The organism is Sulfitobacter sp. TCYB15 (assembly GCF_040435955.1).
GTDB classification, from domain to species: Bacteria; Pseudomonadota; Alphaproteobacteria; order Rhodobacterales; family Rhodobacteraceae; genus Sulfitobacter; species Sulfitobacter pontiacus.
Genome location: NZ_CP159193.1, coordinates 2,848,721 through 2,864,764 on the forward strand (window position 1 = coordinate 2,848,721; position 16,044 = coordinate 2,864,764).

Annotated in this window: 18 protein-coding genes; 4 read left to right on the forward strand and 14 right to left on the reverse strand. The window is 57.0% G+C overall.

Annotated features, from left to right (window positions below):
- Window positions 1-19: 19 nt before the first annotated feature.
- Window positions 20-721 (reverse strand): response regulator transcription factor, encoded by a 702-nt coding sequence (locus ABM428_RS13790; RefSeq protein ID WP_005849917.1) that lies wholly within the window; start codon window positions 719-721, stop codon window positions 20-22.
- 364 nt (window positions 722-1,085) lie between these two features.
- On the opposite strand from ABM428_RS13790, the gene ABM428_RS13795 reads away from it, so the two are divergent.
- Window positions 1,086-2,684, forward strand: coding sequence for a phosphoenolpyruvate carboxykinase (locus ABM428_RS13795; RefSeq protein WP_005849919.1), 1,599 nt, complete (start codon window positions 1,086-1,088; stop codon window positions 2,682-2,684).
- Window positions 2,685-2,731: 47 nt separating this feature from the next.
- Here ABM428_RS13795 and ABM428_RS13800 read toward each other — a convergent pair whose 3' ends face one another.
- Window positions 2,732-3,448, reverse strand: a complete 717-nt coding sequence (locus ABM428_RS13800) for a hypothetical protein (protein WP_132998197.1) — start codon at window positions 3,446-3,448, stop codon at window positions 2,732-2,734.
- Window positions 3,449-3,526: 78 nt separating this feature from the next.
- On the reverse strand, window positions 3,527-4,357 hold the full coding sequence (locus ABM428_RS13805; RefSeq protein WP_132998211.1) for a LysR family transcriptional regulator: 831 nt from the start codon (window positions 4,355-4,357) through the stop codon (window positions 3,527-3,529).
- Window positions 4,358-4,577: 220 nt separating this feature from the next.
- Between ABM428_RS13805 and ABM428_RS13810 the strand changes: the two genes are divergently transcribed.
- Entirely contained in the window at window positions 4,578-4,937 is a 360-nt protein-coding gene (locus ABM428_RS13810) for a helix-turn-helix domain-containing protein (RefSeq protein WP_005849925.1), read from the forward strand.
- A 3-nt stretch (window positions 4,938-4,940) separates the two neighbouring features.
- Here ABM428_RS13810 and ABM428_RS13815 read toward each other — a convergent pair whose 3' ends face one another.
- Window positions 4,941-5,708 (reverse strand): sulfite exporter TauE/SafE family protein, encoded by a 768-nt coding sequence (locus ABM428_RS13815; RefSeq protein WP_132998196.1) that lies wholly within the window; start codon window positions 5,706-5,708, stop codon window positions 4,941-4,943.
- Window positions 5,709-5,854: 146 nt separating this feature from the next.
- On the opposite strand from ABM428_RS13815, the gene ABM428_RS13820 reads away from it, so the two are divergent.
- Together ABM428_RS13820 and ABM428_RS13825 are read left to right on the forward strand one after the other, a co-directional pair.
- Window positions 5,855-7,540 carry an acyl-CoA dehydrogenase family protein gene (locus ABM428_RS13820; RefSeq protein ID WP_132998195.1) on the forward strand — a complete coding sequence of 562 codons (1,686 nt, stop codon included), beginning with the start codon at window positions 5,855-5,857 and terminating at the stop codon, window positions 7,538-7,540.
- Between the two features lie 50 nt (window positions 7,541-7,590).
- Window positions 7,591-7,986 (forward strand): META domain-containing protein, encoded by a 396-nt coding sequence (locus ABM428_RS13825; RefSeq protein WP_132998194.1) that lies wholly within the window; start codon window positions 7,591-7,593, stop codon window positions 7,984-7,986.
- On the opposite strand, the gene recO is transcribed toward ABM428_RS13825, so the two are convergent.
- The 10 genes from recO to rpoZ form a co-directional block, all read right to left on the reverse strand.
- Window positions 7,958-8,695 carry a DNA repair protein RecO gene (gene recO, locus ABM428_RS13830; protein ID WP_132998193.1) on the reverse strand — a complete coding sequence of 246 codons (738 nt, stop codon included), beginning with the start codon at window positions 8,693-8,695 and terminating at the stop codon, window positions 7,958-7,960. The two genes, ABM428_RS13825 and recO, sit on opposite strands and share 29 nt — an antisense overlap.
- Window positions 8,695-9,024 carry a DUF1491 family protein gene (locus tag ABM428_RS13835; RefSeq protein ID WP_037941289.1) on the reverse strand — a complete coding sequence of 110 codons (330 nt, stop codon included), beginning with the start codon at window positions 9,022-9,024 and terminating at the stop codon, window positions 8,695-8,697. The genes recO and ABM428_RS13835 overlap by 1 nt, the downstream gene beginning before the upstream one ends.
- Window positions 9,025-9,084: 60 nt before the next feature.
- A complete protein-coding gene (gene era / locus ABM428_RS13840) occupies window positions 9,085-9,993 on the reverse strand; it encodes a GTPase Era (protein ID WP_132998192.1) in 909 nt (302 codons plus the stop codon).
- Window positions 9,990-10,676 (reverse strand): ribonuclease III, encoded by a 687-nt coding sequence (gene rnc, locus ABM428_RS13845; RefSeq protein WP_005849933.1) that lies wholly within the window; start codon window positions 10,674-10,676, stop codon window positions 9,990-9,992. Before rnc ends, era begins: the two co-directional genes overlap by 4 nt.
- On the reverse strand, window positions 10,673-11,509 hold the full coding sequence (gene lepB, locus ABM428_RS13850; RefSeq protein ID WP_132998191.1) for a signal peptidase I: 837 nt from the start codon (window positions 11,507-11,509) through the stop codon (window positions 10,673-10,675). Before lepB ends, rnc begins: the two co-directional genes overlap by 4 nt.
- A gap of 105 nt (window positions 11,510-11,614) precedes the next feature.
- The gene (gene acpS, locus ABM428_RS13855) at window positions 11,615-12,028 is read right to left on the reverse strand and encodes a holo-ACP synthase (RefSeq protein ID WP_005849935.1); all 414 of its coding nucleotides are present in this window, start codon (window positions 12,026-12,028) and stop codon (window positions 11,615-11,617) included.
- A gap of 9 nt (window positions 12,029-12,037) precedes the next feature.
- On the reverse strand, window positions 12,038-12,790 hold the full coding sequence (locus tag ABM428_RS13860; protein ID WP_009825335.1) for a pyridoxine 5'-phosphate synthase: 753 nt from the start codon (window positions 12,788-12,790) through the stop codon (window positions 12,038-12,040).
- Window positions 12,774-13,469 (reverse strand): DUF2062 domain-containing protein, encoded by a 696-nt coding sequence (locus ABM428_RS13865; protein ID WP_005849937.1) that lies wholly within the window; start codon window positions 13,467-13,469, stop codon window positions 12,774-12,776. The genes ABM428_RS13860 and ABM428_RS13865 overlap by 17 nt, the downstream gene beginning before the upstream one ends.
- Window positions 13,470-13,503: 34 nt before the next feature.
- Window positions 13,504-15,654, reverse strand: a complete 2,151-nt coding sequence (locus ABM428_RS13870) for a bifunctional (p)ppGpp synthetase/guanosine-3',5'-bis(diphosphate) 3'-pyrophosphohydrolase (RefSeq protein WP_009825337.1) — start codon at window positions 15,652-15,654, stop codon at window positions 13,504-13,506.
- 36 nt (window positions 15,655-15,690) lie between these two features.
- On the reverse strand, window positions 15,691-16,044 hold the full coding sequence (gene rpoZ / locus ABM428_RS13875) for a DNA-directed RNA polymerase subunit omega (protein WP_005849941.1): 354 nt from the start codon (window positions 16,042-16,044) through the stop codon (window positions 15,691-15,693).

Sequence of the window (16,044 nt, forward strand, 5' to 3'; positions counted from 1 at the left end):
ACAATGGCCATGGCTCAGGTCACTCTTCGTTGTATCTGTAGCCGATGCCATAGAGTGTTTCGATCGCGGAAAACTCGTCATCCGCAGTCCGCATTTTTTTGCGCAACCGTTTGATATGACTATCGATTGTACGGTCGTCGACGTACACTTGATCATCATATGCCACGTCCATCAACTGGTCACGCGACTTCACAAAGCCGGGGCGCTGTGCAAGCGCTTGCAGCAGCAGGAATTCTGTCACCGTCAGGGATACGTCCTTACCCTTCCAGCTGACTGCATGGCGCAACGGATCCATGCGCAAATCACCACGTTCGATCACTTTGGTTTCTTCGGTGTCGCCGACCTCATTGGTTTCCACCGCATCCTGCCGGCGCAACAGCGCACGGATACGTTCAACCAAAAGCCGCTGACTAAAGGGTTTTTTCACGTAGTCATCAGCCCCCATCCGCAGGCCGAGCACTTCATCAATCTCGTCATCTTTGGATGTCAGAAAGATCACGGGCATCGCGGTTTTCTGGCGAAGCCTTTGCAGCAAATCCATGCCATCCATGCGAGGCATCTTGATGTCCAACACCGCCATGTCGGGCAGCTTTTTGTTGAACGCATCCAACGCGGCTTGCCCGTCATTATATGTCTCGACTTCGAAACCTTCGGCTTCCAACGTCATTGAAACCGACGTCAGGATATTCCTGTCGTCATCCACCAATGCAATTTTAGACATTGCCTGTTCCTTTTATATGCTGCTCAACTGCCATAATATTTTTTCTTTCATTGATCATCAATTTACGCGGCCGAATCAATCGGAAACTGCGAATCGCTCCTCATCTTGGCCATAATCACGCCACAATTTGCTAATGAATGGCTAAATTGCCGCACATACAGGGTGCAGACGCCACGTTACCCCATAGCAGTTTACGTTCAATTAACGACAGTTTCCGCAAACAGTTACATGGTGGCGCTAACTGCGACTAACCTACCTGTTCATACTGTAAATCAACGTGCTAAGAGGCGGACACGACCCCTTGGGTCGAGCCATTTGTGCAAGAATTGGCACCTTTTCTCGGTGCAGCTACAGGAGACATCACATGACGTTAGGCCGCGTAAATCCGCAATTCCGCCTCGAAGACCAAGGCATAAGCGGGCTTGGTGATGTCTATTACAACATGATCGAACCCGCGCTGGTCGAAGCCGCGCTGAAACGGGAAGAGGGCACGTTAGGCAAGGGCGGCGCGTTTCTTGTGACGACGGGCAAATTCACCGGACGCTCCCCCAAGGATAAACATGTCGTAAAAACCGACAGCGTTGCCGATAAAATCTGGTGGGAAAACAACGCCGAGATGTCGCCTGAAGGCTTTGATGCGCTTCACAAGGACATGTTGGCGCATATGCAGGGGCGTGATTACTTCGTCCAGGATCTGGTCGGTGGGGCCGATCCGAAACACGCGATCAACGTGCGTATGGTGACCGAACTGGCTTGGCACGGTCTGTTCATTCGCCACATGCTGCGCCGCCCCGAGCGCGACGCGCTGGATGATTTCATCGCGGACTTCACCGTGATCAACTGCCCGAGCTTTTCGGCTGATCCAGCCAAACACGATTGCCGCTCGGAAACCGTCATTGCGATGAACTTCGACAAGAAGATGATCTTGATCGGCGGCACAGAATACGCAGGTGAGAACAAGAAATCTGTATTCACCCTGCTGAACTACCTGTTGCCGGAAAAAGGGATCATGCCGATGCACTGCTCGGCCAACCATGCTACCGGCAATCCCGTTGATACCGCTGTATTCTTCGGTCTGTCAGGCACAGGAAAGACCACGCTATCCGCCGATCCGGGCCGCACATTGATTGGTGACGATGAACACGGCTGGTCGGATAACGGGACATTCAATTTCGAAGGTGGCTGCTACGCCAAGACGATCAACCTCAGCCGAGAGGCAGAGCCCGAGATTTATGCCACGACCGAAAAATTCGGCACCGTGATCGAGAACATGATCTTTGATGAAGACACCAAAGAGCTTGATTTCGACGATGACAGCCTCACCGCCAACATGCGTTGCGCTTACCCGCTCCACTACATTTCTAACGCCTCGGCAAAAGCGACGGGTGGGCACCCCAAGAATATCATCATGCTAACCTGTGATGCCTTCGGCGTTCTTCCCCCTATCGCGCGCTTGACCCCGGCGCAGGCCATGTACCACTTCCTGTCTGGCTTCACCTCCAAGGTTGCCGGTACCGAACGTGGTGTGACTGAACCCGAGCCTACATTCTCGACCTGCTTTGGTGCGCCCTTCATGCCGCGCCGCCCCGAAGTTTACGGGAACCTTCTTCGCGAGAAGATCGCGGCGCATGGCGCAACCTGCTGGCTGGTAAACACCGGCTGGACTGGGGGCGCTTATGGCACAGGCAGCCGCATGCCGATCAAAGCAACGCGCGCGTTGCTGACCGCAGCATTGGAAGGGTCGCTCGCCGGGGTAGAGTACCGCAAAGATCCAAACTTCGGCTTTGACGTTCCCGTGGCGGTTACGGGTGTTGCTGACATCCTGCTGGATCCACGCCGGACATGGGACAACCCTGAATCCTACGATCGTCAGGCTGACAAGCTGGTCAAGATGTTTGCAGAAAACTTCGAACAATACCTCCCTTATATTGATGACGACGTGAAAGCGGCCGCCATCGGCTAAAGCTTACTAGAGCCGCGCCAATGCGCGGCTCTTTTTCCATGCGCAGACTATGCTGCTTTCGAAGCTCGGTCCGAGAGCGGCATATCCAGAATAAAGCGCAAATCATCGCGCCCCATATAGGCCATGAACCCCTCGACCGGCGCATCCATTCCGTTGATGAACCACCGCAACGTGCCTGGCTCCGTATGCATATAGCCATGCCGCGCTGGAAAGCCCTTATACACGACCGAGTTGGTCATAAACGCGATGACATGGTCAGGATCCCAATGCTGCATCGCCTGCCAGAATGCATAGCGCCCCAGCACAGAAGATAGACCTGCGTTTCTGAACTCTCGCGGCGTTGTGCCCACCCAGAACTCCCCATGATAGCACACGTCGCCAGCGATGCGCTGCGCACCCGGCCCCGCCCGATACCGTGATCGAAGAAAATCGATGTCAACGCCGGGCGGCGGAAACTCGACAAATGACCGACGAAGATATTCGGCTAGCTTGGCTCCTTTCAAATCCAGCATACGCATTGCCTGCGTATGCATAACATCGCCTTTGGCATTTCGGCCGACAATCCAAAAGGCATTGGTTTCGTTCAGGTCGTGCGTTTCAGGGTCAAACGGCAGCCCTAGCAAGTGATCCGGACGCGCGTCCTGCAATATCGTCTTATACTCAGCAAAATCATAACCGACCGTTAATGTGATCCCGGCCTCCTGCAAAAGTGCGGAACTGCTGGCGATAAACCGTTCGCCGTCTTGAAAACTCAACAACGTCATACTGAACTCTCCTTTGATGCAAGCTGATCAAAGGGTAGCTTATTTATCGGGAATTTTCTTCGATTTTTAGGTAACCGGCTAGAAGCCGACGATTGCATCCTCGGGCATGCCAACCATCACGTCTTGATCCAATCCTGAGATGGTGACGTGACGTGATCTATCTACCGCGGATATCAATGCAAAGCTTCCGTCAGGGAAACGGCTCGCCATCAAAAGTCGTTTATAGGCCAATGGGATAAGCTCGCCGCCTGCCGTGTTCCTCGGCATTTGCGTCACAACCTCGTCAAGGCGGACCCCGCCATTCGCCTGAACCTCCCGAAAGGGGAAATCCAGCATCGCCTCAAACTCGGGACCGCCCGGAAAATTGCCGAGAGGGCGGCCAATACTGCTGCGCGCATTCTCCCAACCCCACCAACTTGTGTAAAATGATTCTTGTCCGACTTCGATACAGATCCAACCACTGGGTGAGTCGCGATACACTAGGACATAGGGGCGAATTTGTTGAAAATTCTCATGCTCCAACCGGCCCTCGCTCTGCACCCAGGCCAAGAATGCCTCCTTGATCATTTCAGATTCACCGTCCCAAATCTGGGTAAGTGGCCGTTGCTGCTGATAAAAATTCCATCCGTTGGGTGTTTCGTGGGACAACCGTAAAAGCCCACCCGTGCTCCGCGTGTTGCCCTTGATCCAGACCTTGCCCCGCGCAAGAAACTCACGCGCTTCTGGCAAAGCTTCTTCACCACGCTGTGTTAATTTGTACCGGCGCTCATCAACCTCAAACATAGGGGCCCCCAAGAACTCCTCAATTTGGGCGATATGGCGCCGAACCGTCTGCCGTGTACTTCCCAACAACCGCACAGCTTGACTAAGGTTCAACGTATCCGCGAGGACGGTAAAAGATCTAACCATTTCATATAGTAACGGCGGAATTCGGTCCGCGTCAAAATCAACTGGCTTTGGGCTGTCGACAGTGTTCATTCGTCACCAATGGTAAATTAATCATACATTAAAGCATTATTCATAATACACCTTTGGCCACTTTGTAACCACAAATTGAATAAATCTATCCAATTGAACGGAAAGAGTGATTTGGGGATGACTAATTCAACAACAACCGGAGGTAATTCATATGTCGCATCCAGTGGACATCCACGTCGGCAAAAAACTGAAACAGATCCGTACGCTGCGTCGGCTTTCCCAAACTGATGTGGCCAAGCGGTTAAACCTGTCGTTCCAGCAAATCCAGAAATACGAGATCGGGTCAAACCGCGTCGCGGCAAGCCGCCTGTTTGAACTGTCCCAGATTTTAGACGTAACGCCCGCGTATTTCTTTGAAGGTCTGCATGACAACACGAATGATGCGCCCAAAGCCGACCCGAGCATCGAGATTGTCAGCGCCTTGGCCGCAATAAACGATGACGCGCTCAAAACGCGTATTGTGACGTTTATCGAAGATGTGTCTGGGCTAACGGTCGCGCGTCAGGGCTAAGCCTTAACCAAACACGCCTCGGCGCACCAAGTTTGCGCCTGCAATCAATAGGATGACCAGCGTCGCTTTCTTAAAGGACGCTTGGTCAATCTTATCCATGACTTTGCTGCCAAGCCACATACCGGTGAGCGACGGCAAGATCATGACGGCAGAAAAGGGCACGGTTTCAGCGCGCAGCACGCCAGATCCGAAGTGCGAAAACAACAATAGCACCGCGCCGAGTCCGTAGATGACACCCTGAACCCGCATTTGGTCGTGCTTGGGCGTGCCCAATGCGGTCAGGTAGGCGACGGTAGGCGGCCCCCAAACAGCAGATACGCCACCGACCGCCCCGGCGAAGGCACCTATAAATGCTTCTAGTTTTGTAGATCGGCGCGACAGGGTGAAGCTACGCCCCGTCACCTGCCACAGCGCGAACAATGTGATCGGAACACCAATCACCAGCAGCATCGTATCGGCGGCGAGAAAACGCACGGTCTGCGCTGACAAGCTAAGCGCTATGCCGCCCGCGATCAGAAAAACCTTAAACATTTTGATGGAGTCCCAAGCCGCGGCCACCCCCTGCCTTAGTGCCTGAAACATATTGGTAATTACGGTCGGGAAGATCAGCCCGGCAAGGGCAAGCTCAGGCGACAAAAACATCGTCAGTCCTGAGATTAGCACCAACGGCATCGCGAACCCTACGACACCCTTAATGAATCCCGCCACAAGGCCAATTCCAAAGGCGAACGCCCATTCTGACGGCGTCAATAAACTGAAAAACATGTCCATACCGCACGTCATATCAAGATTGCGGCGGAGCGCACGCGAAATCCTCAGCGTAATTTTAAACCAAATTGACGCAGCAAAACGTATCTTTATTGTGCTGCACCTGCGAAAAGGGTATGCCGTGCTTAACCAAACAAGGGAGCTTACAGATGGCACATGATGGACAAGACGTGATTTCTGGCGCGAACATCGTGATCGATGACCTGCTCGCAACCACCAGATCAACGCTGGCCCCGGTAGACCGCCTTTTAGAAGCCGCTAAATCCGCGGTTCGTGCGACCGTTTCTCAAGACGGGAAAGTGTCGAATGCACTGGTCGAAGAAAACCAAACCGCCGCACATGGTCTTGCGTGGCTTGCGACCTACGCCCAATCGCTTCACCAGATGCAGCTATGGGCAGAGAAGCTCGACGCAGATGGCACGTTTTCCGAAACAGAACAGCTGATCCATCAAATCGCATTCGGCGAATATCTGTGCCAGATTTCCGGCGGCATTCAGATGAACCAAGGGGAAATTCTGCGCTTGCATGATCTTGGCGTCTCTACCGAAGATCAGAACGCGTTTTCCAATGCTGGCATCACGACACTGCAGCAACGAGGCAATTCGCAGGCTGCACGCACGCGCCTTGTCGAACTCATGCAAGAGCAAAGCGCCAACATCACCGTCGGGCGGTCCGGCCTTGACGAAGAGCTGGAGATGATCCGCGAACAGTTCCGTCGTTACGCTATTGAAAAAGTGGAACCATTTGCCCACGAATGGCACCTGAAGGACGAGCTGATCCCGATTGAAGTCATCAATGAATTGGCAGAAATGGGCGTTTTCGGCCTGACCATCCCAGAAGAATTCGGTGGCTTTGGGCTGTCCAAAGCCTCTATGTGCGTCGTCTCGGAAGAGCTGTCGCGCGGCTATATCGGCGTGGGCTCGCTCGGCACGCGGTCTGAAATCGCGGCCGAACTGATCATCGCAGGCGGGACGGACGCCCAAAAAGAAAAATGGCTCCCGCGGATCGCCAGCGCCGAGACCTTGCCCACAGCCGTCTTCACGGAACCGAACACCGGCTCTGACCTTGGTTCTTTGCGCACGCGCGCGGTGAAAGATGGCGACGATTATAAGATAACGGGCAATAAAACCTGGATCACGCACGCAGCCCGGACCCATGTGATGACACTGCTGGCGCGCACGGATCCGCAGACGTCGAACTACAAGGGCCTGTCGATGTTCTTGGCCGAGAAAACGCCGGGCGACGACGCGAACCCTTTCCCTTCCGAAGGCATGACCGGCGGCGAGATCGAAGTGCTCGGCTATCGCGGCATGAAGGAATACGAGCTCGGTTTCGACGGCTTCCACGTCAAAGGTGAAAACCTGTTGGGCGGCGAAGAGGGCAAAGGGTTCAAACAGTTGATGGAAACCTTTGAAAGCGCGCGCATCCAGACAGCCGCGCGTGCCATCGGGGTCGCGCAATCCGCGCTCGACATCTCGATGCAATACGCGATTGATCGCAAGCAGTTCGGCAAGTCTCTCATCAACTTCCCTCGCGTGTCGTCCAAACTGGCGATGATGGCGGTCGAAATCATGATCGCCCGCCAGCTCACCTATTTCTCGGCGTTTGAAAAAGACGAAGGCCGGCGCTGTGATGTCGAAGCGGGCATGGCCAAACTGCTCGGCGCACGGGTCGCTTGGGCCGCGGCTGACAATGGCTTGCAGATCCATGGCGGCAACGGTTTTGCACTCGAATACAAAATAAGCCGTGTCCTATGTGACGCACGTATCCTCAACATTTTCGAAGGCGCGGCAGAGATTCAGGCGCAGGTCATCTCGCGCCGTTTGCTCGGATGAAGTTCGGGCAGCCTGACGCGTGAAATCGTCGGGCTGCCTATCCGGACCCCATGATCAAGCTGACCTCCCTCTTTCTGGCCATAGCCCTGACAACCCAGTGCAGTCAGGACGAAACTCTGCGGGCGTATGGGGCCGCCGATCGCCTATGGCGCTTGCAAGAACTAAACGGGGTCCCGTTCTCAGCAAACACACAGATGTCCTTTCCAGAAAAAGAACAGGTTACCGTTCAAGGCCCCTGCAATCGGATGTCCGGCACGAACACGCTGCCCTACCCCTGGTTTTCTTTCACGCTCATATCCTCCACCAAAAAGGCATGTCCTGATCTCAGCCAAGAAAACATTGTTATCGACGCGCTCAACAACGCCACCCTCGTCGAGATTCTGAATGACGTCATGATTCTGTCTAACACCGAGAACCTTAATATGGTGTTTCGCGCCGTCGACTAAATGCCTCGACATAGCGCGCGCGCGCCTCGGGTAGGGGCTTGTCCCCTAGATCGCGCGCCAGATGCCGCTCTAGGAAATATCCCGTGGTTTTGAACGCCAGCGCAATATCCGCATCGCTTGCATCCCCTTCCCCACGTAAAACGGGCGACAATGGCAGCATTTTATCAACCCACTCCCCCGCCCCTTCTCGGGTCACAGCACGCCCCGTTTTCGGAGATACAAAAACCAGCCCGCTGGTCCGTCCGGTCACCGCACAGACGCTCAGATCAAGCCCATAACCAAGCTCGTCTAACAGGCTGACTTCCCATTGAAGATAGGCCAACGGCCACAGATCCCCCTGCCCCAATAGATCCAGCAGCGCTTCAGTTCGGCGATATAATGGCGGATGCGCTTCGCGTTCGGGCAATGCAAAGGCAAGCAGCCCCGTCACCGCATTCAACCCCGCAAGGCTCAGCCGATCATGCATTGCCAATGCGGCGCGGCTGCGGACGGGCTCTACAGTAAACGCGCCGATATGATCCTCAAGCCGTGCGCGCCATGCGATGTCTAACTGCGCACCCGGTTGGAGAATTGGGGCAATCTTGCGACTGGTACCGCCGCGCACGATTCCGGCGTGGCGGCCGCGCTCGGGGGTGAACACCTCGATGATGGCCGATGTCTCACCATGGCGGCGCGCGCTTAGCAAAATGCCTTGATCGCGCCATTCCATCAGCTCAGCCCGTCCTCATGCAGCAGATGCCGACCCTGCCTGTCTTCTACCTCGATCACCCAGAGGTCTGGATCAAAACTGCGCTGTCGGCTGATCGACGCATCAACCTCCTGCTCCTGTCCGCTTGTCATTTCGACCCAGGTCCGCTCACCAGAGATTAAATCGAAACTTTTCTGAAAAAGCTGTGCATTTCCATCAAGAGTTGCAAGCTTCACTAGAACAGCGCCGCCGGTGTCATCCCCATGCGCGACTACGAACGCAGGAATATCATACACCCGCAGCCGCGCCAGATAGGCATCGACCCAGAACCGCGCGGTCAGCCGGGCCATGACAGCCCCGTCGTTCCAAATGGTGTAAAATCCTCCCCGAAGGGTCGGGCCGCACCAGATCTAGACATTGCCGTCTTTGAACTCCAGCCCCATCTCGGAGTAGCGCTCCGCCTCGTCCAGCCAGTTCGGGCGCACTTTGACCTGCAAAAACAGATGCACTTTCCGCCCCAGAAACTCTTCAAGCTCCTCGCGAGAGGCTTTGCTGACCGCCTTGATCGTCTCGCCCTTGCTGCCAAGCACGATCCCCTTGTGACCGTCGCGCACCACATAGATCAACTGATCCACCCGCGCAGAGCCGTCTTTACGCTCTTCCCAGTTCTCCGTCTCGACCGTCAGCTGATAGGGCAGCTCCTGATGCAGACGCAGGGTCAGTTTCTCGCGAGTCATTTCGGCGGCGATCATGCGCATGGGCAGATCGGCGATCTGATCTTCGGGATAGAGCCACGGCCCCTCGGGCAATTCGCCCGCCAGCCAGTGGCGCAACGTATCCACACCATGCCCCCGCTCGGCCGAGATCATGAATGTTTCGGCAAAATCATAGCGGTCGTTCATCTCTTTGCTCAGCCCCAACAGGACCGGTGCCTCGACACGGTCGATCTTGTTGATCGCAAGCGCGACCTTGCGCCCCTGACCAATGTCAGCGAGGCCCTCCAGGATACGTTCGACCCCTTCGGTGATCCCGCGGTTGGCCTCGATCAGCAGAATGACAAGATCCGCATCGGCAGCGCCCCCCCAAGCCGCGGCGACCATGGCGCGGTCCAGACGGCGACGGGGCTGGAACAGACCGGGCGTATCCACGAACACAAGCTGGCTTTTCCCTTCCATCGCGACCCCACGAATACGGGCGCGTGTGGTCTGCACCTTATGGGTCACGATCGACACTTTCGCGCCGACCATGCGGTTCAGCAACGTCGATTTGCCCGCGTTGGGCTCGCCGATCAGGGCGATAAATCCGGCGCGCGTGGTCATGAGGGTCTCTCCAATTGGGCCAAGAGCGTCTTGGCAGCGGCCTGTTCGGCCTGACGTTTCGATGGGGCTGACGCGACGGCGCTGGCCCCGTTTTCAATCCGGGCGGTGATGGTAAACACCGGGGCGTGGTCTGGCCCCTGCCGGTCGGTCTGAACATAGGCGGGGGGCGGCAAGCCGCGCGCTTGCGCCCATTCTTGCAGCGCGGTCTTGGCGTCGCGGGCGTCTTGCTTGACCTGCATCACACGGTCACCCCACAATCGCAGGATCAACGCTTTGGCCTCGTCAAATCCGCCATCCAGATAGACAGCCGCGATGATAGCCTCGATCGCGTCCCCCAACAACGCCTGCTTGCGGCGGCCGCCAGACAACATCTCTGACCGGCCAAGCTTCAGCACAGCGCCCATGTCGATCTCGCGCGCGACCTCGGCGCAGGCTTCCTTGCGCACCAAAGCGTTGAACCGCGGGGCCAGCTGCCCTTCGGTTGCGGCCGGATCAAGTTTCAGCAGCGCTTCGGCCATCACCAGCCCCAGAACGCGATCCCCCAGAAACTCAAGCCGCTGGTTGTCGTCACGATTGGCCGACGACATAGAGGCATGGGTCACCGCGCGGTTCAACAGCTCCGGCTTGGCAAAGTGGTACCCGATGCGGCCTTCAAAGGCCCGGAGATCAGCATTTAACTTCACTTGATCGCCTTAAAGAAACGATCACTGCGCCATGTCCAGAAGAACAACATCGACCGACCGGCCGAGCTGAACATGATCCGGTCCGCGCGACCGATCAGGTTTTCGTACGGCACGAAACCGACGCCACCGGCCTGCTGTGCCAGACGGCTATCGGCAGAGTTGTCGCGGTTGTCACCCATGAAAAAGTAATGGCCTTCTGGCACCGTGTAGACACCGGTATTGTCCGACGCCTGATTGCCAATGTTCAGGATCGCATGTTCGACCCCGTTAGGGAGCACTTCGATCTGACGGGATTTTTCACATACACCACCGGCACCGACGGCACCGTTCTCGCAACGCGGACGCATACCCTGCGGGCCCTGACGGTCCATCACCTCTTCGAAGACACCATCGTCACGCAGTTCGACCGCCGTGCCATTGATGCTGACCACACCGCCGGTGATCTGAACCTTGTCCCCCGGCAAGCCGATCAGACGCTTGATGTAATCGCGACCAGACACGGGATGACGGAAGACCACCACATCGCCCCGCTCGGGCTCTGACCCGAACAAACGCGTGTTGTCGCCGTCAAACACACCGCAGACGTCTTTCGCGTCGACCTCAATGCCGAACCGCGGCATCATCACGCTGGGACAGGAGGCGTAGGAATAGCCATAGGCCATTTTGTTCACGAACAGGAAATCCCCGATCAACAACGTCTCTTTCATCGACCCCGAAGGGATCCAGAAAGGCTGGAAAAACAGGGTCCGAAAGACCCCTGCGATCAACAGCGCATAGACGATTGTTTTGATGGTTTCGACAAAGGCGTTGCCGGTTTTCTCTTTGGCGGCCATTTTGGCGCTCCTGTTCATGCGTTCGAGCGTTACATGCGGGTGCCATTGACGCAAGTCAAGCAACCCTGCCCCCGATCCATCGACCGAATGGGCTATGATCTGCCGTTAGGTCTGAATACCTGCCTTGGGGCGGGCTTCGATGACGACAAAGGCCTGCGCCCAAGGGTGGTCATCTGTCAGCGTGACGTGAATGATCGCCTCGTGGCCGTCGGGTGTCATCTTGGCCAAACGCTCCGCCGCCCAGCCGGTGACCTCCATCACGGGCTGGCCGGTGCGCAGGTTGCTCACCGCCATGTCGCGCCATGCGATCCCCATGCGCAGACCGGTGCCAAGCGCCTTTGAACATGCCTCTTTCGCGGCCCAGCGTTTGGCGTAGGTGCCCGCGACATCACGGCGACGTTCGGCCTTTAGCTGTTCGACCTCGGTGAACACGCGATTGCGGAAACGGTCGCCAAAGCGGTCCAGCGTGCCTTGAATCCGTTCGATATTCGCGAGGTCGGTGCCGATGCCCAAAATCATGCCGCGCCCTCAGCCCTTGCGGGCGTCATCCATCAGGCGGCGCATCTCGGCGATGGCGGGGCCGAGGCCCAGAAAGATCGCCTCGCCAATCAGAAAATGCCCGATGTTCAGCTCTTGCACCTCGGGGAAAGCTGCGACGGGGCTGACGGTATCATAGGTCAGGCCGTGGCCCGCGTGCACCTCAAGCCCCAGATCATGGGCGAACTTTGACATCTCTTCGAGCTTTTGCAGCTCCTTTTGTGCTTCCTCCCAATGCCCTTCGGCATAGGCGTCGCAATAGGCACCGGTGTGCAGTTCGATCACCTCTGCCCCGATGCGGTTCGCCGCCTCGATCTGGCGCTGATCGGCGGCGATGAAGATGCTGACGCGGCTGCCCGCTTCGCGCAGAGGAGCAATGAAATGCGCCAGCCGGTTTTCCTCCCGTGCGACTTCAAGCCCGCCTTCGGTTGTCCGCTCTTCGCGCTTTTCCGGCACGATGCAGACGGCATGGGGTTTGTGGCGCAGGGCGATGGCCTGCATCTCTTCCGTGGCGGCCATCTCGAAGTTGAGCGGCACGTTCAACACCTCTTGCAGTCCTTCGATATCCGCATCTGTGATGTGGCGTCGATCCTCACGCAGGTGCGCGGTGATGCCATCAGCGCCGGCCTCTTGCGCGGCGCGGGCTGCGCGCAGCGGGTCCGGATAGGCACCGCCGCGCGCATTCCGCACAGTCGCCACGTGGTCAATATTTACGCCCAGCCGAAGCTTACCTTGTGCCGCCATGGTCTTTCCCCTCCAGAGCCGCCTGCTCTGCCTTGCGTTTCGCCTCGGCCTTGGCCGAGGCTTTCTTTTTCAACAAATCGAACTTGGCCTTGATCGCGCCCTTGCGCCGCTTTTGATAGGCCCGCAGCAAGGGCACGGCCAGATAATAGGCGATCGTGGCACAGATCATGCCGGGCACGATCCCCCCGATCAGATACGGATAGAACACCTGATGCCAGAAGACCTCAAGCCCTGACCAATCCATGTCACGGCTGGTAAAGATCGCCACAAAGTTGGCCAACAAGTCGTGACCGGCGTCAAAGAATTTGCCCCCGAAGGACCGATGCTCCCCCGTCCGCATGTGGGAACCGAGAATCCAATGCCCCATGGACAGCGATGACAACCCGATCGGGACATAGGTCAGCGGGTTGCCAAAAAACGTCCCCATCAATGCGGCCAGCAGATTGCCCCGCATGACACGCGATACCAGCGCCGCCACGATAAAATGCATGCCGTAGAAGGGCGTAAACGTGGTAAAAACACCGGCCCAGATGCCACGCGCAATGCGTTCGGGCGTGTCGGGCAAGCGGCGCATCCGGTGTTTGACATAGTGAAACGCCCGCGTCCAACCACCCCGAGGCCACATGAATTCAGCCATCGCGCGCACTGTCGGCTTTGGATCGCGGCGTTTGAAAATCAACAGTTCGTCCTTGGGTCAGTGCAGTCCGGGCGGATCATGCGTCTTTGGTACCTGCCTTGAACAAGTCGGGGTTCCGGTATCGGCTGATCTCGGCGACTTCGCTCTCGGCCTCCAACATCGGGATCAAAGAATGCAGATGCGCAATGTCTCGCAGTTCTACGTAGATCAACAACCGGTAAAAGTCAGGCTTGCGGTCCAAAAATTCCAGATCCGCGATATTGGCAGAGGATTGGCCGATCAGCGTACAAATCCGCCCCAGCACGCCCGCCCCATTGCCGATGGTCAGATCCAGTGTCGCCCCATAGATCGCGGGATGTGGCCCGTCGTGCCAACGCAGATCCAGCCAGCGTTCGGGCTGGTCCTCGTAATGCGACAGACGCTCGCAATCGATGGTGTGGATTTTGACGCCCTGCCCGCGGAAGGTGATGCCGACAATGCGTTCCCCCGGCAGCGCCTGACAACAAGGCGACCGGTCAAAGGATTGCCCCGCTTCCAGCCCCACCACCGCGCGCTTGCGGTCGACATGTTCGCCGGGTTTGGGGCGCAGGTTGGGATAGACGGCCTGCACAACCTCTTGGCCCGTCAGTTCGGCAGAGCCAAGTTGCGCCAAAAGCTCCTCCGCGCTGGAGAGGCGCAGGTTGCGCGCCGCGGTGCGCAGCACTTTCTCCGTCGCCGATTTATTCATCTGCTCGAAGGCAGAGCGGGCAAGTTCGCGCCCGAGGCTGACAAAGCGCGCGCGATCCAGTTCACGCAGCGACCGACGGATCGCCGTCTTGGCCTTGCCCGTCGTTGCGATATCCAGCCATGTCGCCTGCGGTGTCTGACCTTGTGCGGTGATAATCTCGATCGACTGGCCGTTTTTCACCCGCGTCCACAAAGGCACGCGCATCCCGTCGATCTTGGCGCCCACGCAGGCAGACCCGATTCGCGTGTGGATCGCATAGGCGAAATCAATCGGCGTCGCCCCACGCGGCAGCTTGACCACCTCGCCCTTGGGGGTAAAGCAGAACACCTGATCGGCGTACATCTCAAGCTTGACCGCCTCGAGGAAATCTTCGTGATCCTCCTCTGAATCGAGCTGCTCTGTCAGTTGCGCGACCCATTTGACCGGATCAACAGCAAAGGGGTTCCGCGACCGCACACCGTCACGATAGGACCAATGCGCCGCCACACCGGATTCAGCGACATCATGCATTTGCCGCGTTCTGATCTGCACCTCGACCCGTTTGCCGTCACGGCCAGAGACGGTGGTATGGATCGACCGGTAACCGTTCGTCTTGGGCTGACTGATATAATCCTTGAACCGACCCGGCACGGCCCGCCAGCGCCGATGGATGGTGCCAAGCGCGCGATAACATTCATCCTCCGAGGTGGTGATAACGCGGAAACCGTAAATATCCGATAAACGGGAAAAGGATTGCTGCTTTTCCTGCATCTTGCGCCAGATCGAATACGGTTTTTTCGCCCGCCCAAAGACTTCGGCCTCGATCCCGGCTTTCTCAAGCTCGTGCCGCATGTCGCCGGTGATTCGCTGGATGACATCGCCCGTTTCGCGCTGAAGGGTGATAAAGCGCCGGATGATCGACTGCCGCCCTTCGGGGTTGAGCACGCGAAAGGCCAGATCCTCAAGCTCTTCGCGCATCCATTGCATGCCCATACGCCCCGCAAGAGGCGCATAGATATCCATCGTTTCACGAGCTTTCTGGATCTGCTTGTCAGGGCGCATCGACTTGATCGTGCGCATATTATGCAGCCGATCCGCCAACTTAACCAAAATAACCCGCAGATCTTTCGACATTGCCATGAACAGCTTGCGAAAGTTCTCGGCCTGTTTTGTCTCGTTTGAATTCAGTTGCAGGTTGGTCAGCTTGGTCACGCCATCGACCAGTTCAGCGACATCATGTCCGAACTTTTCATCGACGCTGCTATAGGACGCTTTCGTGTCCTCGATCGTGTCGTGCAGCAATGCGGTGATGATGGTCGCGTCATCCAGCTGCTGTTCGGTCAAAATGGCCGCGACAGAGACCGGATGCGTGAAATAGGGCTCTCCGGAATGGCGGAACTGGCCCTCGTGCATCTGCTGGCCATACTCATAGGCCAGCCTGATCTGATTTTCGTTCGTCTTAGGGTTATAGGCGCGCACAAGCGCGATAAGGTCGTCAGCCGTAATGTCGGCGGTATTCATACCTGTCCTGCCTATAAGCCCCGAAGGGCGCGGGCCTTAGCCCTGCCCTTGTGCCGCCATCAACTGCCGCAGCAGCATTTCTTCGGACATGCTGTCCTCTTCGGGCTTGTCTTGCTCAGCCCCCATAAGAAGCGCCATTGCGTCCTCTTCGGGTTCATCAACCTCGATCTGGTTCTGGTTGCTTTCGATCAGACGCTCGCGCAGCTCGTCGGCCGATTGGGTTTCATCCGCAATCTCGCGCAGGGACACGACAGGGTTTTTATCGTTATCGCGATCAACAGTAACCGTAGAACCAGCCGCAATTTCACGCGCACGATGCGCGGCAAGCATGACAAGCTCGAACCGGTTTGGCACTTTATCTACACAATCTTCGACAGTGACGCGGGCCAT